A 25350-nucleotide genomic window follows, 5' to 3' on the forward strand; every position below is an offset into this window, starting at 1 on the left:
GGCGTGGACACCCTCCTCAGCCTTCAGAACACACGCACCGACGAGCCCGCCGAGTCCGCGTTCATCATCAGCACCCAGGTCATGGAGCTGCTGTTCACGCTCGTGCAGGAGCGTTGGGAGGCGGCCCGGGACGCCTTGGAGACCGACGACGTCCCCGGGGCGATCGCGTGGCTGCGCCGGGCCCGCAACGCCCAGGACGTGCTCAACGCCTCCTGGGGGCTGCTCGCCGACATGACGCCGACCGAGTTCAACCGGTTCCGCCCCGCCTTCGGCGAGGCCTCCGGTTTCCAGTCCTACGGCTACCGCAAGCTGGAGTTCCTGCTCGGGAACAAGTCCGCGGCGATGATCCGCCCGCACAAGGCGATGGGCGGGGTGGTCACCGAACTGACCCGCCTCCTGGAGGGGCCGAGCCTGTACGACGCGGCGCTGCGCCTGCTGTTCCGTCGCGGACTCCCGGTGCCCGAGGACCACGCTGAGCGCGACTGGACCGCCGACTACGAGCCCAGCCCCGAGGTCGAACGGGCCTGGACCGAGGTGTACCGCGACGATCAGCCCGGAAACGAGCTGTTCCTGCTGGCCGAGGCGCTGCTCGACGTCGCCGAGCGGGTGACCCGGTGGCGCCACTCCCATCTCGTCGCGGTCAAGCGCACCATGGGACGCAAGCCCGGCAGCGGCGGCTCCAACGGTCTCAACTGGCTCGCGCGCCACGTCGAGCAGGACGTCTTCCCGGAGCTGTGGTCGCTCCGGAACACCATCTGAACCACCGGTACCACTCGCATCACCAGGAAGCAGGAACCGATGACGCCCACCACCCGTGAGGAGTGCGCCGCCCTCGACGCGGCCGACCCCCTCGCTCCCCTCCGCGAGGAGTTCGTCCTCCCCGAGGGGGTGATCTACCTGGACGGCAACTCGCTGGGGGCGCTCCCGAGATCCACTCCCGGACGGGTCGCCGACATGATCGAGCGCGAATGGGGCCAGGACCTCATCCGGAGCTGGAACACCGCCGGGTGGTGGGACAAGCCGCGCACCCTGGGCGCCAAGGTCGCCCCGCTGGTCGGGGCCGACCCCGACGAGGTGGTCGTCGGTGACGGCGTCTCGGCGAACCTGTTCAAGGTCCTCATCGCGGCCCTGCGCATGTCCGACCGCTCCGTCGTGCTGGGCGAGGCGGGCAACTTCCCCACCGACCTGTACGTCACGGAGGGCGCGGTCGGGCTCGCCGGGGCCACCCAGCGCCGGATCGACCCCGACGGCCCCGCGCTGGGGGAGGCGCTCGCCGCGGGCGACGTGGCGGTCGTGCTGCTCAGCCACGTGGACTACCGCACCGGAACACTGCGGGACATGCCGGGCATCACCCGCACGGCCCACGACCACGGCGCCCTGGTCGTCTGGGACCTGTGCCACAGCGCGGGCGCGGTGCCCATCGACCTGTCCGGCTGCGGTGCGGACTTCGCCGTCGGCTGCACCTACAAGTACCTCAACGCCGGACCGGGCGCACCCGCCTTCCTGTACGCCGCCCGGCGTCACCACCCGGTCGTCGACCAGCCGCTCAGCGGTTGGCACGGGCACGCGCGCCCGTTCGACTTCACCGCCGACTACGAGCCGGCGCCCGGGGTGTCCCGCTTCCTCAGCGGTTCGCAACCGCTCGTGGCCGACGCCGCCCTGGAGGCGAGCCTGGACGTGTGGGCCAAGGCCGACATGGACCTGGTGCGCGCCAAGAGCCTGGCGATGACCGACCTGTTCTTGCGTGTGACCGGGGAGGCGGGGCTCGTGTCGGCCACCCCGCTGGACCACGGGCGGCGGGGGAGCCAGGTGGCGCTGCTCCAGCCGGAGGAGGGCTCGGGGTACCCCATCGTGCAGGCGCTGATCGAGCGCGGAGTGATCGGTGACTTCCGCGCCCCTGACGTCATGCGGTTCGGGTTCACCCCGCTTTACCTGCGATACGTGGACGTCTTCGACGCCGCCACCGCCCTCGTGGAGGTCGTCCGGACCGGCGAGTGGCGTGAGGAGCGCTTCGCCCAGCGCGCCCAGGTGACCTGATCCGTCGCCGTAGCGGACGTTTCCCGTTGCCCCGGAGGACCGCGGTCCTCCGGGGCAACGCCTTTTCCGAAGACAGCCGGCAGGGTGACCTGGGGCACGTGACAAGGTTACGTGGCCTTTGCCACACGGGCGTGTGATCGCCTCTTGTCGGGAGTGGCCGCGATAACGCGCACTACCAGTGGGTAAACACTGTTGCTGAGGGCTTTCCGCAGGTGAGAGCTGGTGTCATCTGAGTGTGGTGCCAACCACGACCACGGTCTCCGATGTGGGTCCAGAAAGTGCTAAACCGCCTGTGAAATAGGCGTTCCGGCACTGCCGTGTCGCTTTTTACTTTGTTTCTCGGTGTTTGTCGATGACTACGACGCGTCATTTTACTCGCGATCCTTCGGCACTTTACCGAAGCGTGGGCTAGTGTCGCTCGTGATCGGTTCGTGATGAGTATCGACGATCCGATGCCGAGCCCTTGAAGGCTGAGTGCCGCAAGGGAGTCGAGACCCTCTCCCGGGAACCGGGCCGCACGAAACCACGTGCCGCCATCCGGAGTGCCGAGCCCATCGGCGCCCCTCGTTCCCGCCCGCCTTCGCCGTCGGCGACGCGGGAGCCCCATGAATGTCGCCCTGACACGGGTGTGCTCTGAGCGCGCCCGTGTGTCCAGGACGCGCCATACCCACGGTCTTCTCGGCCCTGTCGCCTACCTGGCTATTTCTTCATGAGCAACGAGACTCCGATTCAGCACGGCCACGTCACCGCTACCTACTTCTGGGACGACGGTTCCGGGATCAACGGGGACACGGGCGCCCCCGCATACGGCAAGCCCATGCAGGAAGGCCTGTTCTCCAGCCCGAGCTGGCCGCTGGGAACCGAGGGTTACATCGTCTACGAGGGCGAGGAATACGAGTTCTTCATCGGTGACCGCGGTCCGGGCGTCCCCTCCCACGACTGCGACGTGCTGCTCGACATCGACGGCAAGACCTTCGCCAAGATGACCGGCGAGACCTTCAACGACACGACCCTGACCGTCAGCGGCGGCAACGGCCACGCCGAGGTCGAGTACTACATCACCGAGTGGGGCGACGGCTACGGCACCCCCGGCGCCCCGCACCCCTTCCAGCAGCCCGACAACAAGTGTGAGGACGCGGTCTCCCCGCTGCCCGAGCCGGAGCCCGAGGAGGAGCCGGAGCCCCAGCCCACCGAGGCCGAGGAGGAGGCGAAGAAGGAGGAGTCCGCGAAGGACTCCGACGAGGTCGCCAAGCCCAAGGCCACGGAGGAGCAGGAGGACCGGTCCGAGGAGGCCGCCGCGGCCGATGCCCAGGACGGCGACGACTCCGGCGTGACCGCGCAAACCGCGGCCAACGACCTGTCCGCCATGGAGCTGACCGGTGCCGACGGCGCCCTGGGCGCCACGGGTCTGCTCACCCTGGCCCTGATCCCGGCCGTCCTCATCGCCCTGTTCTTCGCCTGGACCCGCCGCCCGTCCGGCGCCCACGCGGGTGCGGCCGACGGCGAGGGCAAGGGCCTGCTGTCCATGAGCTCCGGACGCCACGCACTGGCCTCCCTGGTCGACCGACTGCGCCGCAAGTAGCCGGAAAACCTCCCCGCGACGAGGGCCGGAAGGGGCCGCGGTGCCGACCGCGGCCCCTTCGTCGTGTTTTCTTCGGGCCCGCCGCTTCGCTTCGGCCCATGTTCGGACGCCCCGAAGGCAGGGATTCTTCATCCTCGCCCTCGCCCGCCCGTCGCCCGCCACCACCCTCAACCGACGCCTGCGGCGCAGTCCCGTCCACAAGACCCCTGCCGGCGCCCGAACGACGAACCCCCTGCGGTGACCGCTGTGCTCTGGGCGGCTGCTCCGGGAGGACCTAGACGTCCCCGATGAGCAGCCCCGGCCGCTCCACGCAGTCGGCGACGAAGCGCAGGAATCCGCCCGCGACACCGCCGTCGCACACTCGGTGGTCGAAGGTGAGGGTGAGTTCGGTGACCGGCCTGGGCACCACGGCGTCGCCGACCACCCACGGGCGACGGAGGATTCGGCCCAGGCCGAGGATCGCCGCCTCCGGGTGGTTGATGATGGCGGCCGACCCGTCCACGCCGAACACGCCGTAGTTGTTGACGGTGAACGTCCCACCGCGCAGCGCCTCGGGCCCCAACGCGCCCGACCGCGCCGCCTCGGCGGTCTCACGCAGGCGGGCGGACAGATCCCGGGTGGTCAGGCGGTCGGCGTCCCGCACGACCGGTACCACCAGGCCGCGCGGCGTCTGCGCGGCGAAACCGAGGTGCACGGGGTCGAAGCGCACCACCTCGTCACCCGCGGTGTCGAAGTGCGCGTTCAGTTCGGGGAACCGCGCCAGGCCCAGGAGCGCGAACCGCGCCACCAGGGCCAGGAGGCTCACCGGCCGCTCCGGCGCCGCCTCGTTCAGCTCCCGGCGCAGCTCCACCAGCCCGGTCGCGTCGGCGTCCACCCACACCGTCGCCTCGGGGATCTCCCGTCTCGATCGTTCCAGCCCCCGGGCCATCGACCGGTGAGCACCGCGCAGCGGCGCCCGGTGCGTGCCCGGCGGGTCCGCCCTCCGGGCGCCGTCGCCCGCGGCACCGCCGGAGACCAGGGCCGCCACATCCCTGCGCAGGACCAGTCCGCCCTCCCCGGTGCCACGCACCGCCGACACGTCGATCCCGTGCTCTCGGGCCAGGCGCCGCACCAGCGGCGACACCACCCGCGTGCGCTCAGCTCCCGCCGTCCGTCCGGCCCCGGAGGGGTGTCCGGCCCCGGCGCCCCGCGTGTTCGGGGGAGTGGGTGGGCCGCTGGTCCCCGTTGACCCTCGCGGCCCACCCGCCCCGCGGGCGCGCCGACGCGTGGCCGGTGCGCCCCCTCCCGTGCCGTAGCCCACCAGGACGGCTCCCGACCCCGCGGATTCCCCGGCGGCCCCATCGCCGCCGACGGGGGCGGAGCCCTCCCGTGCGTTCGGCACGGTGGTCTGTGCGACGGTGATGAGGGGCGTGCCGACCGCGACCACCTCACCCACCGCGCCGTGCAGTTCGGCCACCGTGCCCGCGTACGGACACGGCACCTCGACCGAGGCCTTGGCGGTCTCCACCTCGGCCACGGGCTGGTCGACGCAGACCTCGTCGCCCACCGCCACCAGCCAGGTCAGGATCTCGGCCTCGGTCAGCCCCTCGCCGAGGTCGGGCAGTGCGAACGACCGTGTTCCGCTCACCCGTCCACCCCCGTTCCGTCGGCGTCGGCCACCCACCGCGACTCCCACTGGAGGCGGTCCACGGCCGCCAGGATCCGGTCGACCCCGGGGAGGTGGAGGTGTTCCAGCTTGGGAGGGGGATAGGGCACGTCCAGGCCGCCGACCCGCAGCACCGGCGCCTCCAGGTAGTGGAAACAGCGCTCGCTGACCCGCGCGGCGACCTCCGCCCCGTACCCGCCGAACACCGACGCCTCGTGGACCACGACCGCGCGCCCGGTGCGGCGCACCGACGCCGTCACCACCGAGTCGTCCCAGGGGGTGAGCTGGCGCAGATCCACCACCTCCAGGGAACGGCCCTCCTCCGCGGCCACCGCGGCCGCCTCCAGGGCGGTCTCCACCATGGGCCCGTAGACGACGAGGGTCGCGTCACTTCCCGTCCGCCGTACGACGGACCGCTCCATCGGCTCGGTGCGCACCGGGAGCTCGACGGCCTCCTTGGACCAGTAGCGGCGCTTGGGCTCCAGGAAGACCACGGGGTCGTCGCACGCGATGGCCTCGCGCAGCATCGAGTACGCGTCGGCCGGGGTGCCCGGGGTCACCACGCGCAGCCCGGGGGTGTGCGTGTAGTAGGCCTCTGAGGAGTCGCTGTGGTGCTCGACTCCACCGATCCCGCCGCCGTAGGGCACGCGGACGACCACGGGCACGGACACGGTTCCCCGGGTCCGGTTGCGCATCTTCGCCAGGTGGGAGACGAACTGTTCGAAGGCCGGGTAGGCGAAGGCGTCGAACTGCATCTCCACGACCGGGCGCAGGCCGTACATCGCCATGCCGATGGCGGTGCCGATGATGCCGGACTCGGCCAGGGGGGAGTCGAAGACGCGGTCGGCGCCGAGCTCGCGGCTGAGGCCGTCGGTGACCCGGAAGACACCGCCGAGCGCGCCGACGTCCTCGCCGTAGACGACGACGTCGGGGTCCTCGGCGGCGGCGTCGAGCAGGGCCCGGTTCAAAGCGGCGCCCATCGAGACCTCGGAGGGGGCGGGGGAAGTGGGGGGCGTACGCGTCATTCAGGCCTCCCGCAGCCCGTCCACCAGCTCCTGTCTCTCCTCGCGGAGTATCGGCGGGACTTCGGCGTAGACGTCGCTGAACAGGGACGCGGGGTCGAGTTCGTCCTCGCCCGCCATCCGGTCGCGCACGGCCGTGGCCACCTTCTCCGCCTCGGCGTCGAAGGCGGCCAGCGCCCGCTCGGTCTCCTCCTCGTCACCGAGCACGCCCTCCCGGCGGATGAGCGCCGCCATCCGGGTGAGGGGGTCGCGTTCCCTCCAGTACGCCACCTCGGAGTCGTCGCGGTAGCGCTGGGGCGCGTCGGAGTTGGTGTGCGGGTCCACGCGGTAGGTGAGTGCCTCGACGATCGCCGGTCCGCCCCCGGACCGCGCCTCCGCCAGGGCGTGGGAGACCACGGCGTACACGGCCGCGGCGTCGTTGCCGTCGACGTGGTAGCCGCGCATCCCGTAGCCGACGGCCTTGTGGGCGAGGGTGGGGGCCGCGGTCTGCGTGCTCAGGGGCACGCTGATCGCCCAGTGGTTGTTCTGCACGAGGAACACCACGGGGGTGTTCCACACGGCGGCGAAGTTGTAGGCCTCGTGGGCGTCGCCCTCGCTGGTGGCGCCGTCGCCCATGATCGCGAGCGCCGCCACGTCCCGCCCCTTGCGCCGCGCCGCGTAGGTGAGGCCGACGGCGTGGGAGGCGTTGGTGGCCAGCGGCGTGCACTGGGGGGCGCAGCGATAGCGGTGCGGGTCGTACCCGGCGTGCCAGTCGCCGCGGAAGAGGGTCAGCGTCTCCACGGGGTCGACGCCGTGTGTGACCAGGGCGACGCTGTCGCGGTAGGTGGGAAAGAGCCAGTCCTGGTCGCCCAGGGCCAGCACGCCGCCGACCTGTGCCGCCTCCTGGCCCGTCGACGACGGGTAGACGGCGAGGCGGCCCTGGCGGGCGAGCGTGCTGGCCTGTTGGTTGAAGCGCCGGCCGATGACCATCGCACGGTGGAGGTCGGCGAGCCCGGTGTGGTCGGGAGCGGTGAAGAAGGAGTGACTCACACGCTGGCCGTGCCGGTCCACGAGGCGCACCGGCTCCGTCGAGGGGAGTGGAGGAACCGGTCGGTTTCGCTCATCGGTGTGCTTCATGTCTTGAATATGAGGTGAATCACCCCATACTGTCGATATCCCCATGGCGATGCTGGACGAATTGTCTCGCATCAGCCCAAGGCGGAACGGATCATCTCAGACGGTGCACGCCCGAGCGGTATGAGGTAAGACACATGGCAGCCCGGTTGGACGACACCGACAGGCGGATCATCGCGCTCCTGCGCGCCGACGGACGCATGTCCATCCGCGCGGTGGCGGAGCAGGCGCACATCTCCCGCGCCAACGCCTACTCCCGACTCGAACGGCTTCGCGAAGAGGGCGTCATCCGCGGTTTCACCGCCGTCATCGACCCGGAGAAGTACGGCACCGGACTGTCGGCGTACGTGTCGGTCCGCATCGAGCAGCACTCCTGGGACCGGTTCCGCGGCTACCTGCGCGACATCCCGGAGGTGGACCACGCCGCGCTGGTCTCCGGCGACGTCGACCTCCTGCTGCTGGTGCGGGTCGCCGACGCGGCCGCCCTGCGCACGTTCGTGCTGGAGCGCCTCCAGCGGCTCCCAGAGGTGAAGAGCACCCAGACGATGTTCATCCTCGACGAGCCGCACCTGTGAGGGGCCGCCGCTCCACCGGGGTCCACTCCTCCCGGAATTGGCTCTTCAGGGCCGCGGGTGGACCGCCGAGAATGGACCCATGACCGAATACCGCATCGTCGACGCCTTCACCGACCGCCCCTTGGCGGGCAACCCCGCCGCCGTGCTCATCCTGGACGAGCCCTACACGGACGAGTGGGCGCAGGGGGTGGCGGCCGAGTTCAACCTCGCCGAGACGGCCTTCGCCCGTCGGACCGAGGACCCCGAGGCCGACTTCGAGCTGCGCTGGTTCACGCCCACCGTCGAGATCGACCTGTGCGGGCACGCCACCCTCGGCACCTCCCACGTTCTCACCGAACTGGGCGTTCCCGGCCCCTACCGCTTCACCACCCGAAGCGGGATCCTCACCGTCACCACCGACGGCGACCGGTTGTGGATGGACTTCCCGGTCAACCGAGCCGAGAAGTGTGAGGTCCCCGACGGCCTCGTCGAGGCCCTCGGCGCCCCCGCCGTGTGGACGGGGACGGTGGGGGAGTTCCTGCTGGTCGAGTTGGCGGACGAGGACACCGTCCGGGGGCTCGCCCCCGACCTGTCGGGGCTCGCCGAACAGCCCCAGAACCTCGTCATCGTGACCGCACGGGGAACCGCGGCCGACATGGTCTCCCGTGTCTTCGGCCCCAGCATCGGCATCCCGGAGGACCCGGTGACCGGAGCGGCCCACACCGTCCTGGCGCCCTTCTGGGCCGAGCGGCTGGGCCGCACCGAGCTGACCGCCCACCAGGTGTCCCGGCGCGGCGGTGGCCTGGAACTGCGCCTTCCGGCCGACGCGCCCGACCGTGTGCTCATCGGCGGCACCGCGGTCTCGGTCGCCACGGGGACGCTCCACCTCTGACGGGGACCTCCCCCGGGGCGCCCCCCGGGAGAGAAACCGGGCCCCACCCGCAGGTCCTGGTCTGGCGTCATGCGTCAGCTTCCCGGTCGTGAACGACCGAGCTCGCGGGCAGGCGTCCGGCCGGCCGCCGGTTCGGCCTCCCGCGTCCGGGCGATCACGGGGAACCGTCGGGGGCGGATGACGGCCGCCCCGCGTCCCACGCGTCCTGGCCTCGGCGGGCCAGGACGCGGGAAGCGTTCCGGTCGGCGTGCGCGGGCGACGCCGCACGACCGGCAGGTGAACAAGGCTTGGGACGTCCGGTCGCGCCGGTGGGTGTGGGAACACTCCGCGCACTCCCGTGAGGAGTGCGCCGGGTTCACGAACACCACCGGCACACCGGCCCGCCGGGACTTGTCGGTGATGAAGCCTCCGAGCTGGGCGAAGGCCCAGGAGCGCAACGCGGCCCGTTGGGACCTTCTCCGCCGTACCCTGCGCAGGATGCCCTTCAGGCACGGTGACGGTGACCAGCAGGAACCACACCCCGTCCCGGTACAGCGGACCGGACTCGCCCCGCCTGTGCTCGGCCAGTGTCTGGGCCGCCTCGGGCGAGCAGGCGAACGGCACGTTCTTCGGCGGCCTTCTTGACGGTGTGCTGGGCCGCCTGCGACCCCACCCCTGCCTGACGCAACCCCCCCGATAGGCGAGCTCGCGCAGGGGGTGGTTGTGGTACACATCCTCGGCGTGGGCCATGCCGGACACCCGGTTGGCGTGGTCGTTCGGCGCATGCGGCGCCGAGGCCGGCACCGCCGCCTGCTCGGGCGTCGGTGTGAGCTCGAGCCGCACCACGATCGTCGACACGCCCACATCCCGCACCCGTCCAGTGACAGAACGCAGCCGAAGGCACATCAAAGGGAGTGACCTGTGACACCGGAACGCTCGACATGGTCCGCGCGGCGATTCCCCCCGGGGCCGAAACCCCAGGGTTCCTCGCCAAGACAGGCTGAATTCCACGTGGTCGACGCCTTCTCCGCCCGCCCCCTGGAGGGCAACCCCGCCGCCGTCCTCGTCCTGGACGAGGCCTACACGGACGGGTGGGCGCAGGGGGTGGCGGCCGAGTTCAACCTCTCGGAGACGGCCTTCGCCCGTCGGATCGAGGACCCCGAGGCCGACTTCGAGCTGCGCTGGTTCACCCCGAAGGTGGAGGTCGCCCTGTGCGGGCACGCCACCCTGGCCACCGCGCACGTGCTCGCCGAGATCGGCGTGTCCGCCCCCTATCGCTTCAGCACGCGCAGCGGTGTGCTCACCGTCGTCCACGACGGAGACAGGATGTGGATGGACTTTCCCGTCCGACCCGCGACACCCGTCGACGCCCCCGAGGGCCTGGCCGCCGCGCTCGGCGCCGACCCCGTGTGGGTCGGTCGAGGCGGGACCCACGACCTCCTCGTCGAAGTCGCCGACGAGGCCACCGTCCGCTCGCTCACCCCGGACCAGGAGGCGCTGGCCCGGATCGACGCGCGCGGGATCATCGTCACCGCACCCGGGGCCGGCCACGACATGGTCTCCCGCTTCTTCGCGCCGAACGTCGGCGTCCCCGAGGACCCGGTGACCGGAAGCGCCCACACGGTGCTGGCGCCGTTCTGGGCCGAGCGGCTGGGCCGTACCGAGCTGACCGCCCACCAGGCCTCGGCACGCGGCGGCGACCTGGAACTGCGCCTTCCCTCTGACGCGCCCGGACGGGTCCGCATCGGCGGGACGGCGGTCACCGTGGCCCACGGCACCCTGCACATCTAGGGTGTCGGGGACGGAAGACGACGATGAGGGGGAACACCGTGGCCGAGCAGTGGGCGACCAAGGAGCGGATCATCCGGGCCCGGGAGGAGCTGGAGGCGGCCCACACCGGATGGCGGCGGCCCGCCGCCTACGGGATCGGTGTCGAGAGGGACGGCGGCACGGTGTTCGGCCTGACCAACGTCGCCGGTAACTACCTGCCCGCCGTCATCCTCGGGCGCACGCTGGGTCACGTGTCGGGGACGGCCACCTACCGGATGACCGTGGAGCAGTTGGACGCCGCGATCACCGGGCTGGCGCCGGCCGAGGCGTGCCCGGACTTCCAGCACCCGAACCTGCACCACTGGCGGGATCTGCGCGCCGAGGCGGCGGAGAAGGGCGGTCGGCTCGTCGCGGTGTTCGTCGGCGACCTGGCCGACGCGCCCGCCGACGGTCACGACGCCGCCTTCCGCGCCGCCCTCGATCGGTAGCGGACCCGGGCGCCGTCGGGTCTGGTGTCGGTATGACGTGTCGGCCGTGATGGATCGATGACTTTCGCACTGATGTTCGTTGATGTGCAGCGGAACATGCTCGAAGGGCAGGCTCCCGTGCCCGACGCGGCGGCGGTCCGCCCCGTGCTCGGGAGGCTGCTCGACCGCGCCCGCGCGGCGGGCGCCGTCGTCGTCCTCGTCCTCAACGACGGTGGGGACGAGGACCCCGACAGACCCTTCACCCCGGGGTGGGAGCCGGTCTTCCCCCACCTCGACGGGGAGCGGGTCGTCCGCAAGACCGAGGCGAACGCGTTCTCGGTTCCCGGACTCGCGGACGCGCTCAGGAGCCGAGGAGTGACGACCCTGGTCGTCTGCGGGTTCCAGAGTCAGATGTGCGTACTGGAGACGAGTCTGGGCGGCCGGCGCGAGGGCTTCGGGGTCATTCTGGCCTCCGGCGCCCACGCGACCTATCCGGACAGGTCGGGCGCGGCGGAGATCGCCGCGGCCGTCGAACGGGAACATGAATCCTCCGGAATCAAGGTTTCCCACGCACAGGGCATCGACTTCCGGTAGAAATGAACCCGGCACCTCCCCACCCCTCCCGGGGAGGTGCGATGTCCCAGCCGACCCGGAACACCCCTTGGTACCGGGTGGGCTGGGGCCACCCCGAAGGGATCGGCCCCGGTACCGCCACCGGGGCCGATCTCCGTCGGGACGGGCCCGGCCCGTCGCCCGTGGTCGTCCACAGGGCTTCTCCAGCGGTAGGCGATTCGTCCTACCCTGGCTTGAGCAGTGCCACGAACACGGGGGGAGAACACGATGGCGGGACGGTACGGGAGCGGTGGCCAGGGGCGCCGGCACGGCGGCGGGGGAGGCCGCGGCGGCGGTGGCCGCAGGCCCGAACCCGAACCGATCCGCGGCGTGCGCGACGACGCCCGGCTCTCGTCCGAGTTGCTGCGCATGGACGGCGACTCCTACGGCCGCTACAAGTCACTCAAGGGCGACTGGGACTTCGGTGACTTCACCCTCACCGTGCAGCACGCCCAGTCCGACCCGTTCGCCCCGCCCTCGCGGGTGCGCGTGCTCGTTCGGGACGCGGGCATCCCCAAGAGCGCCTGGGCCGACCCCGTCCGGCGTTGCGCCACGGCCGACTACCTCGGCCGCCGCGCCCGCCGTCTGCTCAAGGGGTCGCTGCTCAGGATCGACACCGGCGGCCAGGAGGTCATCGAACGCTCCTCCTGCCAGGTCACCGAGGGTGGTGGCATCGACCTGCGCATCGGCATCGACCTGCCCGGCCGCGGCCGTCGCATCGACGGCCGCACGGCCGAGCGCGAGCTGTGCGCCACCCTGCCCGACCTCGTCGACGACCTCGACTGGGAGGAGATCGACGCCGCTGAGGCCGAGGCTTTCGCCGACAGCGTCGCCGACACCGTCGCCCTGCGCTCCCAGCTGGAGGAACGGGGCCTGGTGGCCTTCGTGGCCGACGGCGCGATCCTGCCCCGGCGCAGCGGTGTCAGCGACGAACCCATGGCCAGCGGTGCGGTGCCCTTCGACTCGCCCGAGTCCCTGCGGGTGAGCGCCGACCTCCCGCACCGCGGCACCGTCACCGGCATGGGGGTGCCCGAGGGCATCACCCTCATCGTCGGTGGCGGCTTCCACGGCAAGTCGACCCTCCTGCACGCCCTGGAGCGCGGTGTGTACGACCACATTCCCGGGGATGGGCGTGAACTGGTCGTGAGCAGGGGCGACGCGGTCAAGATCCGCGCCGAGGAGGGCCGTCGCGTTGAGCGCACCGACGTCAGCCCCTTCGTGCGCGGCCTGCCCACCGGCGCCGACACCGGCGATTTCCGCACCGAGAACGCCTCCGGCTCCACCTCCCAGGCGGCCAACATCTGCGAGGCCGTCGAGGCCGGATCACGCACCCTGCTCGTGGACGAGGACTCCACCGCCACCAACCTGATGATCCGCGACGAGCGCATGCAGGCCCTCGTCCACGGTGACCGCGAACCCCTCGTCCCGTTCATCGACCTCGTCCGCCCCCTGCACCGCGAACACCGCGTCTCGACCGTCCTCGTCATGGGCGGCAGCGGCGACTACTTCGACGTCGCCGACCAGGTCGTCATGCTTGACGCCTACCACCCACACGATGTCACCGAACGCGCCCGTGCCCTCGCGCGCGAGCGCACCGACGCCGACTTCACCCCGCCCCGCCATCGGATCGTCGATCCCGGCTCGGTGGACCCCACCACCGCGCGCGGCCGGAGCAAGATCAAACGCCGCGACATGGACGTGCTGGTCTTCGGGGACCACGACATCGACGTGCGTTCCGTCGAGCAGTTCGTCGACCCCGGACAGATCACCGGCGCCGGGCTCGCCCTGCGCGAACTCGTGCGCGGTCGTCACCTGGACGGTGCCCGTACTCTCGCGGAGGCCCTGGACTCCCTGGAACGGGACCTGGTCAGGGACGGCGTCACCCGGCTCGGCGGGGACTTCGGCGGTGACTACGCCCTGCCGCGCCGGTACGAGATCGCCGCGGTGCTCAACCGCCTGCGCGCCCTGCGCGTCGCAAAACTGCGCTGACTGGGAGGCGGCCTCTCCGAGCGGTCGCTCCAGGGACGCGGCCGGGGTACTTCACGCGGGTGCCGCGCCGGAGGCGCCGGGCGGGCCGAAGCGAATCGGAAGACCACGACGAACACAGCCGTGCCCGGCGCGCGGGCCGGTATGGCCACCGTCACCCCCCGGGGGGGGAGGGCTGCCGAGGCCAGCTTCCACGGGTCGTGGGTCGGTATTGTGGGAAAGCGGGACAGACCCACCCACGCGGTGCGCGGGCAGGTCCCCCTGGGCCGCGCGGCGGCCGAGGCCGTGGCCGCCGCTCGGGCGTCGCCCCCGCGATCCCGACCACTTTGGAGACGAGAACCCGGTGCGTGAACCCGCTGATCTGTACGAACTCCATCCCGGCTTCGACGACGTCGCCGGACTGGCGATGCTCGTCTGTCTGGACGGCTTCGTCGACGCCGGTCACGCCGGGCGCCAGCTGGCCTCGGCGATCTTCGACCGGTTCACCGCGGAGGAGATCGCGACCTTCGACACCGACCGGCTCGTGGACTACCGGTCCCGTCGCCCGACGATGACCTTCGTCGAGAGCGCCTGGACCGACTACGCCGCCCCCAAACTGGCCCTGTACCGGATGCACGACGAGGAGGGCGCACCCTTCCTGGTCCTGCACGGCCCCGAACCCGACCGTGAGTGGGAGCTGTTCGCCGCTGCGGTCAGCACCCTCCTCGACCGCTTCCGAGTCACGCTGTCCGTCAGCGTCAACGGCATCCCCATGGCGGTTCCGCACACCCGGCCGGTCACGGTCACCCCCCACTCCACCCGCCCCGAGCTGGTCGGGGATCACACCCCGTGGATCGGCCGGGTCGAGGTCCCCGGCAGCGCCGTGTCGCTGCTGGAGTACCGCTTGGGCCAGATCGGCCACGACTTCGTCGGCTACGCCATCCACGTCCCCAGCTACCTCGCCCAGTCCGAGTACCCCCGAGCGGCCCTCGCCGCCGCTGAGCACGTCTCCGGGGCGACCGGACTGGCCCTGCCCACGAGCGGGTTGGAGGACGTGGCCGGAGCCACCGACGTCGACATCGCCGAACAGGTGGCGGCCTCTGAGGAGGTCCAGCGTGTCGTGGCCAACCTGGAACGGCAGTACGACGACATCATGTCCTCACGGGTCGACAGCGAGGAGCGGCCCACGCTCCCGCTCGCCGACGACGAGGGCGGACTGCCCACCGCCGACGAGCTCGGCGCGGAACTCGAACGCTTCCTCGCAGAGCGCGAGGGCGACGGAAACGGATGACCGTGTTCTACCAAGTGCTCTTCAGCTCGGTCCTGCGTCACATGGACGCTGAGAAGGCCCACAAGCTGAGCTTCGCCGCGCTGCGCGGCGCGGCCGCCGTTCCCGGTGTCGCCGCGGCCATGGGCCGGGTCCTGGGTCCGCGCGAGCCGGAACTGACCGTGCACGCCCTGGGCCGTGAGTTCCCCGGCCCGCTGGGCATGGCCGCCGGGTTCGACAAGAACGCCGAGAGCCCGCACGGACTGGCCGCGCTCGGGTTCGGGTTCGTCGAGATCGGCACGGTCACCGCCCAGCCCCAGCCCGGCAACCCGAAGCCGCGCCTGTTCCGCCTGGTCGAGGACCGCGCCATCGTCAACCGGATGGGCTTCAACAACGAGGGCTCGGCCCTGGTCGCCGAGCGCCTGCACCACCAGCGGTCCGCCGGGCGCCCGCTCCTGGGCGTCAACATCGGCAAGACCAAGGTGACGCCCGAGGAGGACGCCCCGGCCGACTACGCGACCAGTGCCCGCCGACTGGCCCGGTACGCCGACTACATGGTCGTCAACGTCAGCTCGCCGAACACCCCCGGGCTGCGCAACCTCCAGGGCGTCGAACAGCTGCGCCCGCTGCTGGCGGCCGTGCGCGAGGCCCTGGCCGAGGCCGGCCACCCGAACCTGCCCCTTTTGGTGAAGATCGCCCCCGACCTGGCCGACGAGGACGTCGACGCGGTCGCCGACCTCGCCCTGGCCGAGGGCCTGGACGGCATCATCGCCACCAACACCACGATCTCCCGCGAGGGGCTCGCCGCCTCTGACGAGGAGGTCGAGGCGGCCGGTGCCGGCGGCCTCTCCGGCGCTCCGCTCAAAGACCGCTCGCTGGAGGTGCTGCGCCGTCTGCGCTCCCGGGTGGGCGACCGCGTCACCCTGGTCGCCGTCGGTGGCATCGAGACCGCCGAGGACGCCTGGGCGCGCATCCGCGCCGGCGCCACACTGGTCCAGGGGTACACCGGCCTGATCTACGGCGGCCCGCTGTGGCCGCGCCGCGTCCACCGGGGCCTGGCCCGGCTCGTGCGTGAGGCGGGGTACGCCTCGGTCGGCGACGCCGTGGGAGCCGACGCGCCTCCACCGGGTCTGACCGTGGTGGGCGACGACGTCGAAGCCGTTTCCTGACCTCTCCGGCCCTGATGGGGCCCGGACCACGACACCCACCGACGCCCGGTCGACGACCTCGACCAGGCGTCGGCGCGTGCGGGCATCGCGCGTGGGCGCGCGTGCCGGCCGGGCAGGGCCCCGATGAGACGGTTCCCGGGGCGGCGTGACCCCGGTCAGGACTCCGGGGCCTCGCCCTCGGTTCCGGGCACCCGGCCGTGCCGGGGGTAGGACTCCCCGGGCCCCGGGTCGCCGATCACCTGTGAGGCCGTCGCGAACACGAAACCGTCCTCGCGCAGCCGCTCGATGATCTCCGGGACAGCGGCCACGGTCGGCGGCAGGGTGTCGTGCAGCAGCACCACCGAGTCCCGCTCCGCCGCCTCCACCACGCGGTCCGCGATCTCGTCCGGGGCGAGCCCCGTCCAGTCCTCGCTGTCCAGGTTCCACAGGACCTGGGCCATCCCCTGGTCGCCGATCTCTCCGAGCACCTCGGGCGAGCTGTCGCCGAAGGGCGGCCGGAACAGCCGCACCGTGTGCCCGGTGTGCCTGCTGACGATCGCGCTCACCGCCGCCACCTGCCCTGGCAGGTCGGCCTCGGGCATGTCCGGCATGTGCTCGTGCTGGTCGTTGTGGCTGGCGATCTCGTGCCCCGCGGCGTAGGCGCGCCGGTAGTCGAGGGGGCGGGTCAGCGCGGGGTCGGCGTTGAGGAAGAACGTCGCCGTCACCTCCTCCTCCGCGAGCAGGTCGAGCAAGGGCGCGGTGGTGTCGGCCGGACCGTCGTCGAAGGTCAGCGCTACGCACCGCACCCTCTTGGCCCGACAGTCGACGTCCTCGTCACCGGCGACGACCTCTCCCGGCACGGCGCGTCCGGGGTCGGGGGCCCCACCCGGCTCGGGCACGGCGTAGTCCGGCTCCTCCCGCAGCGAGGCCGCACGCGCGCGCTCGCCCAGGTCGGACAGGAGCGGCTCCGCCTCGGCGGAGTCGACCACCGAGGCGACGCGGCCGGGGGAGGAGTCCGGCGGATGGCCTCCGCGTACCGGGGAGAGGTGCCCGTCGTCGAACTCCACGACCAGGTCTCCGTCGGTGTTGAAGCCGAGGGAGTCGTAGCTGGCCCGGATCGGGAAGAGGCTCCCGGTGTCGACGTCGGGGCGGCCGGCCAGGTCCGCGCGGACGATCTCGTTCAACTCCGTGAGCTCCTCCTGCCCGGCGATCAGCTCCGAGGAGTAGTGGGTCAGTCCGGTCCCGGCGTCGTACCAGTACGTCTCGTACCCCTGCCGCAGTCCGTGCAGGTCCTCCTCGGTGCGGATCAGGCGCACCCCCAGCACGCCGTCACCGGCGGCGGTGACCTCCCAGCCGAGGGTCAGGGACACCGGGTCCCGGCTGGCCCCCCGGAAGTCGAGCACCTCCCGGTCCACGAGTTCGGCGAGCCCGTCGGCGAACTCCGGGGCGCCCTCGAACTCCGGGTAGGCGACGGTGACGTCCAGGCCCTGGGGGATGTGGGGGTGGCCGTCGTAGTCGGCGGAGCCGCCGGTCCACTCGGTGACGGCCCCCTCCGGCTCGTCCAGCACCACGGTGATCCGGTCGGCGGACTCCGCGTCACCGGTGGCCGTTCCACAGGCGGTGGCGGTCAGCGCCAGTGCCACGGCCGCGGCGCCGGACCGCCGGAGGCCTCCGCGTCCGCTGTCCGGAGGGTGGCTGCTCTGCTGCTGACGCGCTCGGATCGACGGCTCCACCGGACTTCCTCACCCCTGCCGGACGGTTGGCGGCTGACGGGAGCAAGATAGGTGACCTGGACCACGCGCCCGGGGCGATGGCCACATGTGGTCACCCCCCTGGCGCGTCCGCCGGCGGGCGTGTCAGTCCTCGGCCGGCCCGTCCTCCTCCTCGTCACCGCCGGTCTCCTGGCCCTCGGACCCGTCCTCGGCGTCCTCCTCGGGCTGGCCGTCGTGGTAGGCCGCTCCCGGGGTCGTGGTCCCGAGCAGCTGGGAGACGGTCACCATCGTGTAGCCCCGGGCGTCGAGTTCGCGGATGATCTCGTGGGAGGCGTCGATGGTGGTGCCGTGGATGTCGTGCATGAGGATGATCGCGCCGTCCGACGCGCCGCCCAGCGCGCGGCCGGAGACGATCGAGGCGTTCCGGTCCTTCCAGTCGTTGGTGTCCACGCTCCACAGGATCTGGGCGAGCCCCATGTCCTCGGTCACGGAGGCGACGCCGTCGTCGGTGGCGCCGTAGGGCGGGCGCATCAGGTCCATGGTGTAGCCGGTCTCGCGGTACACCTGGGCCTGGACGGTCTCCAGTTCGGCCCGGGCCGCGCCCTGCCCCATCGCGGACAGGTCCGGGTGGCTCAGGGTGTGGTTGGCGATCTCGTGGCCCTCCGCGTAGGCGCGCCGCACCGTGCGGGGGTGCTCCAGGACCGGGACCCCGGTCACGAAGAAGGTGGCGCGGGCGTCGTACTCGGCGAGGGCGTCCAGCAGCTCAGGGGTGCGTCCGCCGGGCCCGTCATCGTAGGTCAGGGCCACGCACCGGGTCTCGGGGTCGGAGCAGTCCACCGCGTCGTCGACGGGGGAGAACAGGCCCGGGCGCTCCTCGGTGGTCCCGTCCTTGTCCGCTTCGGGCGGGCCCGACAGGGAGAAGTCCTCCACACCCACGGTCGCGGCGTCACGGGCGCGCACGCCCAGGTCCGACAGGAGCGGCTCGGCCTCATCCCGGTCGACGACCACGTGCACGGGGCCCTCGCCGACGGGGGCGATCTGCCCGGTGTCGAACTCCACGACCAGGTCGCCGTCGGGGTTGAAACCGACCGAGTCGTAGAGCGCGGCGACGGGAAGGACGGCCGGACCGTCGACCGCGTCCGGGCTCTGTTCCCGGACCAGCGCGTTGAGCTGATCCAGTTCGTCCTGGCCCGCGATCAGTTCGTTGGAGCCGTGGGCCAGGCCGGTGTCGGCCTCGTACCAGTACGTGCTGTGGCACTCACGAGAACCCTCGGAATCGGTCTCGGTGCTGGTCATGCGCACGCCGACCAGGTCGTCGTTGGCGGCGGTCAGACCCCACTCGGCGGTGTAGTCCTCCGCGCCGGGGTTGGCCGCCTCGAAGGCGGCCACGTCGGCGTCGAGGGTGCGGGCGAGGAAGTCGGTCAGCGGTTCGGCGTCGGGAAGGGAGGGATAGGTCACGTCCGCGGAGACGACGCCGTCGTAGGACAGCGTCTCCTCGGCCACGTCGACCACGTCGGAGGGGTCGACCACCGTCAGCCGGTCGGGTTCTCCCGTGGCGGGAGGCAGGGGGCTCTCTTCCCCCGACCCGTGCGCGGTGTTCTCCGCGGGGTCGGGGCCGGGAAGTACTCCGGATTGGGTGACGAGCAACACCAGCCCCGCCAGCACCGCCATCGCAACCACGACCGTGACGAGGGGGCGTCGGGTCGCCATGGTCCGTGGGCTCTGTTTGTTCACCAGGGGTTCTCCACGTTCATCGTCAGACGAACGTTCGCGGGGCGGCGGGGGAGGGCCGTCCCACGTAACGCTTTATGTCAGGTGTGACGCGCGCCACGTGGCTGGGGTTCGCGATGGGGGTGGCGCGCGGGAATGGGGTTTCCACGCCGGGGGCGGGGGCGTGAGGGGGCCTCCCTATACTTGCAGGCGTGGAAGGTACGCGCTCCACTTCCAGGCCGGGTTTGACCGGTTCGGGGTGTGGTTCGCGTCGCGAGAGGGAACCCGGTGGGAATCCGGGACTGCCCCGCAGCGGTATGTGGGAACGACAGTCGCCAAAAGCACTGGTAATCCGGTCGTTTTGGTCGGAATCTGGGAAGCGGCGGCCAGTAGGTCGTCGGTGCGCGCACCGACGGTGCCCACGAGTCCGAAGACCTGCCTCCACCCGGCGGCGCACCCGTGTCGCCGGTGGTCCCGTGCCCCGAGGGAGGGCCGAGGGCGGTGACGGACGGGTACGCGCCCGCGGCGCGTACCTCGCGTGGCCTACCCTCCTCATGCCCTCGTGGCCGGAACCTGGCTTTCGACGAGGGAGAGAAGCTTCATGACCACGTCACCGGCCGCGAAGGCGGCCGTGCGCTCCACCGTGCACGGTTACCCGAGGATCGGCCCGCGCCGCGAACTCAAGCGCGCCAGCGAGTCCTACTGGAAGGGCCGCACGAGCGCCCGGGAACTGGACGCCGTCGCCGCCGACCTGCGCGAGGGCGTCTACGTCCAGCTGCGCGAGGCGGGCGTCGACGACCTGCCGTCCAACACGTTCTCCTACTACGACCACGTGCTCGACACGGCGGTCCTCTTCGACCTGGTGCCCTCCCGGTTCGCCTCCCCGTCCACCGCGGAGGACCGCGACGAGGAGCTGCGCCGCTACTTCGCTCTGGCCCGGGGCGAACAGGGAGCGCCGCCGCTGGAGATGACCAAGTGGTTCGACACCAACTACCACTACCTCGTCCCCGAGCTCTCCCCGAGCACCCGTCCCCGCCTCGTCGGTGACAAGCCGGTCGCCGAGTTCCGTGAGGCCGCGGCGGCGGGCCACCACACCCGCCCGGTCCTGGTCGGCCCGCTGACCTTCCTCCTGCTGGCCAAGGCCGCCGACGACGCCCCCGAGGGGTGGGCGCCGATCGAGCTGCTCGACCAGCTCCTGGACGCCTATGGTCGCCTCCTGGCCGACCTCAGGGCGGCCGGGGCCACCGAGGTGCAGCTGGACGAGCCGATCCTGGCCACCGACGAGGGCCGCGCCGCCATCGACCACCTGGAGCGCGTCTACCAGCGTCTGGGCGGTCTCACCGATCGTCCCTCCCTGCTGGTCTCGACCTACTTCGGGTCCATCGGCGCCGCCGCGCTGCGCGTGCTCAAGGACTCCCCGGTCGAGGCGGTCGGCCTGGACCTGGTGACCGACGCCGAAGGCATCGACGACCTGGTGAAGGTCTCCGGCCTGGGCTCAACACGCCTGGTCGCCGGTGTCGTCGAGGGCCGCAACGTGTGGCGGACCGACATCCCCTCCGCCGTGGCCACGCTCGGTACCCTGCTCGCCCTCACCGACGAGCTGACGGTGAGCACCTCCTGCTCGCTGCTGCACGTGCCGATCGACCTGGACGCCGAGACCTCCCTCGACCCCGAGCTGCGCGCGGCCCTGGCCTTCGCCAAGCAGAAGGCCGAGGAGGTCGCGCTGCTGGGCCGTGTCCTGTCCGAGGGGACCGAGGCCGAGTACGCGGCCGAGGGGGCGAACGGCGCCAACCCGGCCTTCACCGACGCCCGGGTGCGCGCCCGCCTCGACGCGCTCGGCCCGGAGGCCTCCGAGCGTCCGCAGGACCGGGGCGTCCCCACGGACACGCCGCTGACCACGACCACGATCGGGTCCTTCCCGCAGACCGCCGAACTGCGGCGGGCGCGCGCCGCCCACCGCAAGGGTGAACTGGGACAGGAGGAGTACCACCGGATCCTCCGCGAGGAGATCGACCGGGTGATCGCGCTCCAGGAGGAGATCGGTCTGGACGTGCTCGTCCACGGCGAGCCCGAGCGCAACGACATGGTGCAGTACTTCGCTGAGCAGCTGCGGGGCTACGCCACCACTGAGAACGGGTGGGTGCAGTCCTACGGTTCGCGCTGCGTGCGTCCCCCGATCCTGTACGGGGACGTTTCGCGCCCCGAGCCGATGACGGTCGAGTGGATCACCTACGCCCAGTCGCGTACCCGGAAGCCGGTCAAGGGCATGCTGACCGGCCCGGTGACCATGCTCGCCTGGTCGTTCGTGCGTACCGATCAGCCGTTGGGCGACACCGCTCGCCAGGTCGCGCTCGCCCTGCGGGACGAGATCGCCGACCTGGAGCGCGCCGGCATCCGCCACATCCAGGTGGACGAGGCGGCGCTGCGGGAGCTGCTGCCGCTGCGTGAGGAGCTGCGTGAGTCCTATCTGGACTGGGCTGTGGGCTCGTTCCGACTGGCCACCTCCGGGGTCGCGCCGACCACGACCATCCACACGCACATGTGCTACTCCGAGTTCGGGCTGATCGTCGGTGGGATCGAGGCGCTCGACGCCGACGTCACCAGTGTCGAGGCTGCGCGTTCGCGGATGGAGTTGGTGGAGGACCTCGGCCGCCGCGGCTACAAGCGGGGGATCGGCCCGGGCGTGTACGACATTCACTCGCCGCGGGTGCCCTCCGTGGAGGAGGTCGAGGAGTCGCTGCGCCTGGCGGTCGCGCACATCGACGCGAGCGGCCTGTGGGTCAATCCGGACTGCGGTCTGAAGACGCGCGGGTACGCCGAGACCGAACAGGCTCTGCGCAACATGGTCGAGGCGGCCAGGCGGGTGCGCGCCGACCTGACCTAGGCGGGGTGCCCCCGGCCGAGCCCGCGAGGCCGCATGAGTAGCGAGGGGCGCACCGGGTTCTGCAGGAGGAGTCGAGTCGTCGGCGAGGAACGAGCCAGGCGAGGGCGACGACGAAGAATCCCGGTTCTCCACGCCCTGAGCCCCGGCCGAGCCCGCGAGGCCGCATGAGTGAGGGGGCCGTGGCGATTCGCCACGGCCCCCTCACGCGTCCGGAGCGGGATCAGGTGCCGACGAGGGCGAGCGCCTCGGCCCCGGCGTTGAGCATGATGTCCTCGGTGTTGTCCGGCAGGACCAGGTCCTCGGTGTCGCCCTCGGAGAGGAACGACGGACTGACCTGGTACTCGATGCGGATGTTGAGGTTGGCGGTCCGGATCAGCAGGACGGCCTGGGGCACCTCGTCGCCCACATAGTCGTAGCGGGTGACGACGTACTGCGCCTGGTCGCCCAGGTCGACCTCGCGGTTTTCCTCGATGGCGTCGGCGATGTAGTACGAGTAGTCGGTCGCCCCGGTGACGTCCTCGATGCCCGACTCGAAGTCCTCGGTGGCCTGCTCGATGGAATCGGAGGCCGAGTAGGGCACGGAGTAGGTCAGCCGCAGGGAGGCGTAGTCCTCGGAGTCGTTGCCCTCCGGGGCCTCGGCCAGCGTGCTGGAGCACCGGGAGGTGGCGTCCTGGACCGACTTGTCGCCTTCCTCGGTGAGCAGGAAGTCGGTGTGCACCTGCTCGGTGAAGGCGTCGCAGGGTTCGGCGGGCACCGCGTAGGGCGGTTCACCGGCGGGCGCGGCGTCCGTGTCGGGGGCCGGCGCGTCGGTCGGGCTGTCGGTGTCCCGGGTGCCCTGGTCGGCCTCGGTCGATTCGGCGACCGGAGGGGTCTGCGATCCGTTGGTCACGAGCGTGACCAGGACGGCGATCACCAGGACGACGATCACGACGCCGCCCACGATGACGACCCACAGGCCCGCCTTACCGCCACCGCTCTTGGGGGGATGGGGAGGGGTGAAGCCGGGGCCACCGGGACCGCCGGGACCGCCGGGGCCGTAGGGCGGCTGCGCGCCTCCGTACATGTGCTGCTCGCCCCCGGGGTAACCGGCGCCGTAACCGGGCTGGCCACCGGTGCCCGGGTCGCCGTAGGGGGCGCCCTGGGGCGGCTGGGGCTGGCCGTAGGGCGGCTGGGCCCCCTGCTCCCCGCCACCGTAGGGGTTCTGGGGTGGCTGGTTGTAAGGTCCGTTTTCGCTCATGGCTCCCCTCGCCCGGTGGTGTGCTGTGTTGGTGACGCGTGAACGCGTCCTGGGTTCGCGGGTCCGCCGCGGTGCTGGGCCACCGGTGGTGCGGGGCGGCGGCCACGGGACCGCGGGGGTGAGCCGCCCGCTCGTACCGGCCCGTGGGCGAGGACGGGCGGTGTGGAACGGGGGATCCCCGGTGTCGTGAGGAGGTCCCTGGTGCCGGGTGTGCTCCGAGGTCGGGCCGGGCACGTCATCCCCACAGGCCAGGGCCGGGACGTGTTGCATCCTAGCTGCGCTGAGTACCCGTGCGGCAGGTGGGATACCGGTCGGGTGGGTGAATTGTCACCGTTTCGTGTCGCTCACGTGGGACCGGAGGTTCCTGGCGGGCGGGTGGCCGGTTCCGGCCACCGGGCGATCCCGGGCCACGAAGACGCCTGGCCGCGGGGGAGTTCCTCCTCGGGCACGAGGGATCTCACCCGCTGCGCGGGGATGTCCGGGCCGGTGCGACCACGTCCGTCGGAGGGCGCCGGCCGGGGCCCGGACGACCACCGGGGCGCGGAGCCGGGATGACGCGCGCTCCGGCAGGCGGTGCGGTTCGAGCCGGACTCCGTGCGTCCCCTCGCGGTCGAGGGCCCCGCCGACCGGGTGGTGGGCGGGGACGCGGCGCCTCAGAACATCGAGATGTGCACGTGGTCGAAGTGGTTCTCGGTCACGCTGCCGCGGTCGGACATGGCGCGCCAGCCCTCGTTGCCGCGCCGGATGTCCCAGATCTCCTGCCGGTAGATGATGTACATGATCCCGAAGTCCTCGGCGTTCTCCTTCGCCCACTCGGCGATCTCGTACCCGCGCTGGACCTGGTCCTCCGACGGCATCTGTCCGTTGCCGTCGACCATGAAGTCGCAGGCCCGGCCCTTGGGGTGCTCGCCGACCACCCAGCCGCCGACCGCCCGGTAGCAGCCCACCCCGCCGACGTCGCTGCCCCGACCGAACCGGGAGATGATCTCGTCGCGCATCTGGCGCGTACGCGGGGTGATGTTGTCCGGCGGCTCCATCGGCTGGTTGGGGTGGTCGGCGATCATGCGCTGAACCTCGCGCCGGCGCTCCTCCAGCTCGTCCAGGTCCGCCTCGACCTGAGCCAACTCCTCCTGCGCGGTGGCCTGCGCGGCCTCGTCGCGCTCCATCGCCTGTTCCAGCTGGTCGATGAGGTCATCGTGGGTGGAGGACAGATAGTCGATGAGCACCGCGCGGTCGATGATCTCGTCCGGGTCGGAGTCGACGAAGAGCGACATCGAGGGGTCGATCCCGTTGGCGGTGTAGGTGGCCACTGCCAGCGACCGCACCTCCGCGCGTGCGGCCTCCACCTCCTCGCGCGAGGTCTCGGCGCGGGCCTCGGCGTCCTCGGCCTCGTCCATGACCGCTTCCATGTCCCGCAGCTCACCCTGGAACTCCTCGGTGAGCGACTCGGCGCGGGCGCGCAGGCTGTCCATGTCCTCGGGCTCGCGCGGCGCGATGGTCGCTCCGGCGCTCTGGGGCACGGCCACCAGGAGGGCGGCCAGGGCGACGGCCAGGGCGCCCGCCGTGGCGCGGGCGGGGCGGTCGACGGGGCCAGGCCCGGCGGCACGGGGCACAAGGTGGGCCAGGACGTCGTGCCATGTCCACGCGCGGGGGTCCGGTGCCCAGAAGTCGGCGAACGGGTCGTCCCCGGACGCGCGGGAGGCGCCGCCCCCGCGGATCGGATCGTCGGGCTGCACGGTGTGATCGCTCCTCGA

General features: G+C 71.9%; 19 protein-coding genes, 1 pseudogene and 1 riboswitch. Of the genes and pseudogenes, 12 read left to right on the forward strand and 8 right to left on the reverse strand.

Annotated features, from left to right (window positions below; genetic code table 11):
- The 3 genes from D471_RS0116470 to D471_RS0116480 form a co-directional block, all read left to right on the forward strand.
- On the forward strand, positions 1-759 hold a 759-nt coding region (locus tag D471_RS0116470; protein ID WP_017599637.1), incomplete at its 5' end, for a tryptophan 2,3-dioxygenase.
- A 39-nt stretch (positions 760-798) separates the two neighbouring features.
- Positions 799-2037, forward strand: coding sequence for a kynureninase (kynU, locus tag D471_RS0116475; protein ID WP_017599638.1), 1239 nt, complete (start codon positions 799-801; stop codon positions 2035-2037).
- 709 nt (positions 2038-2746) lie between these two features.
- Positions 2747-3619 carry a hypothetical protein gene (locus D471_RS0116480; RefSeq protein WP_017599639.1) on the forward strand — a complete coding sequence of 291 codons (873 nt, stop codon included), beginning with the start codon at positions 2747-2749 and terminating at the stop codon, positions 3617-3619.
- A gap of 274 nt (positions 3620-3893) precedes the next feature.
- Here the strand turns inward: D471_RS0116480 and D471_RS0116485 are convergent, their stop codons facing one another.
- From D471_RS0116485 to D471_RS0116495, 3 genes are read right to left on the reverse strand one after another with little or no spacing between them, the layout of a single operon-like run.
- Positions 3894-5246 carry a dihydrolipoamide acetyltransferase family protein gene (locus D471_RS0116485; RefSeq protein ID WP_017599640.1) on the reverse strand — a complete coding sequence of 451 codons (1353 nt, stop codon included), beginning with the start codon at positions 5244-5246 and terminating at the stop codon, positions 3894-3896.
- Positions 5243-6289: an alpha-ketoacid dehydrogenase subunit beta gene (locus tag D471_RS0116490; protein ID WP_017599641.1), complete on the reverse strand. Its 1047-nt coding sequence runs from the start codon at positions 6287-6289 to the stop codon at positions 5243-5245. The genes D471_RS0116485 and D471_RS0116490 overlap by 4 nt, the downstream gene beginning before the upstream one ends.
- Positions 6290-7402 (reverse strand): thiamine pyrophosphate-dependent enzyme, encoded by a 1113-nt coding sequence (locus tag D471_RS0116495; RefSeq protein ID WP_040689944.1) that lies wholly within the window; start codon positions 7400-7402, stop codon positions 6290-6292.
- A gap of 134 nt (positions 7403-7536) precedes the next feature.
- On the opposite strand from D471_RS0116495, the gene D471_RS0116500 reads away from it, so the two are divergent.
- Positions 7537-7974, forward strand: a complete 438-nt coding sequence (locus D471_RS0116500; protein WP_017599643.1) for an Lrp/AsnC family transcriptional regulator — start codon at positions 7537-7539, stop codon at positions 7972-7974.
- Between the two features lie 79 nt (positions 7975-8053).
- Positions 8054-8845, forward strand: coding sequence for a PhzF family phenazine biosynthesis protein (locus D471_RS0116505; protein WP_017599644.1), 792 nt, complete (start codon positions 8054-8056; stop codon positions 8843-8845).
- Between the two features lie 74 nt (positions 8846-8919).
- Here D471_RS0116505 and D471_RS38455 read toward each other — a convergent pair whose 3' ends face one another.
- Entirely contained in the window at positions 8920-9690 is a 771-nt protein-coding gene (locus tag D471_RS38455) for a zinc ribbon domain-containing protein (protein WP_338045340.1), read from the reverse strand.
- Positions 9691-9826: 136 nt separating this feature from the next.
- Between D471_RS38455 and D471_RS0116510 the strand changes: the two are divergent.
- From D471_RS0116510 to D471_RS0116535, 6 genes and pseudogenes are all read left to right on the forward strand, one after another.
- A pseudogene (locus D471_RS0116510) lies at positions 9827-10615 on the forward strand (PhzF family phenazine biosynthesis protein); the annotation flags it as partial.
- Positions 10616-10638: 23 nt separating this feature from the next.
- The gene (locus D471_RS0116515) at positions 10639-11082 is read left to right on the forward strand and encodes a hypothetical protein (RefSeq protein ID WP_017599646.1); all 444 of its coding nucleotides are present in this window, start codon (positions 10639-10641) and stop codon (positions 11080-11082) included.
- 57 nt (positions 11083-11139) lie between these two features.
- Complete coding sequence (locus D471_RS0116520) at positions 11140-11655, forward strand: isochorismatase family protein (protein ID WP_026127790.1); 516 nt, start codon at positions 11140-11142, stop codon at positions 11653-11655.
- A gap of 246 nt (positions 11656-11901) precedes the next feature.
- The gene (locus tag D471_RS0116525; protein WP_017599648.1) at positions 11902-13662 is read left to right on the forward strand and encodes an ABC-ATPase domain-containing protein; all 1761 of its coding nucleotides are present in this window, start codon (positions 11902-11904) and stop codon (positions 13660-13662) included.
- Positions 13663-14002: 340 nt separating this feature from the next.
- On the forward strand, positions 14003-14929 hold the full coding sequence (locus D471_RS0116530) for a proteasome assembly chaperone family protein (protein ID WP_017599649.1): 927 nt from the start codon (positions 14003-14005) through the stop codon (positions 14927-14929).
- On the forward strand, positions 14926-16074 hold the full coding sequence (locus D471_RS0116535; RefSeq protein ID WP_017599650.1) for a quinone-dependent dihydroorotate dehydrogenase: 1149 nt from the start codon (positions 14926-14928) through the stop codon (positions 16072-16074). The genes D471_RS0116530 and D471_RS0116535 overlap by 4 nt, the downstream gene beginning before the upstream one ends.
- A gap of 155 nt (positions 16075-16229) precedes the next feature.
- Here the strand turns inward: D471_RS0116535 and D471_RS0116540 are convergent, their stop codons facing one another.
- Entirely contained in the window at positions 16230-17786 is a 1557-nt protein-coding gene (locus D471_RS0116540; RefSeq protein WP_017599651.1) for a polysaccharide deacetylase family protein, read from the reverse strand.
- 123 nt (positions 17787-17909) lie between these two features.
- Entirely contained in the window at positions 17910-19475 is a 1566-nt protein-coding gene (locus D471_RS0116545; RefSeq protein WP_017599652.1) for a polysaccharide deacetylase family protein, read from the reverse strand.
- Positions 19476-19720: 245 nt separating this feature from the next.
- A riboswitch (cobalamin riboswitch) is annotated at positions 19721-19932 on the forward strand.
- A 144-nt stretch (positions 19933-20076) separates the two neighbouring features.
- Between D471_RS0116545 and metE the strand changes: the two genes are divergently transcribed.
- Positions 20077-22359: a 5-methyltetrahydropteroyltriglutamate--homocysteine S-methyltransferase gene (gene metE / locus D471_RS0116550; protein ID WP_017599653.1), complete on the forward strand. Its 2283-nt coding sequence runs from the start codon at positions 20077-20079 to the stop codon at positions 22357-22359.
- 220 nt (positions 22360-22579) lie between these two features.
- On the opposite strand, the gene D471_RS0116555 is transcribed toward metE, so the two are convergent.
- Complete coding sequence (locus D471_RS0116555; RefSeq protein ID WP_017599654.1) at positions 22580-23596, reverse strand: DUF3558 domain-containing protein; 1017 nt, start codon at positions 23594-23596, stop codon at positions 22580-22582.
- A 653-nt stretch (positions 23597-24249) separates the two neighbouring features.
- Positions 24250-25332, reverse strand: a complete 1083-nt coding sequence (locus D471_RS0116560; protein WP_017599655.1) for a coiled-coil domain-containing protein — start codon at positions 25330-25332, stop codon at positions 24250-24252.
- Between the last annotated feature and the right edge of the window lie 18 nt (positions 25333-25350).

This window comes from Nocardiopsis lucentensis DSM 44048 (genome assembly GCF_000341125.1).
Taxonomy (GTDB): Bacteria; Actinomycetota; Actinomycetes; order Streptosporangiales; family Streptosporangiaceae; genus Nocardiopsis; species Nocardiopsis lucentensis.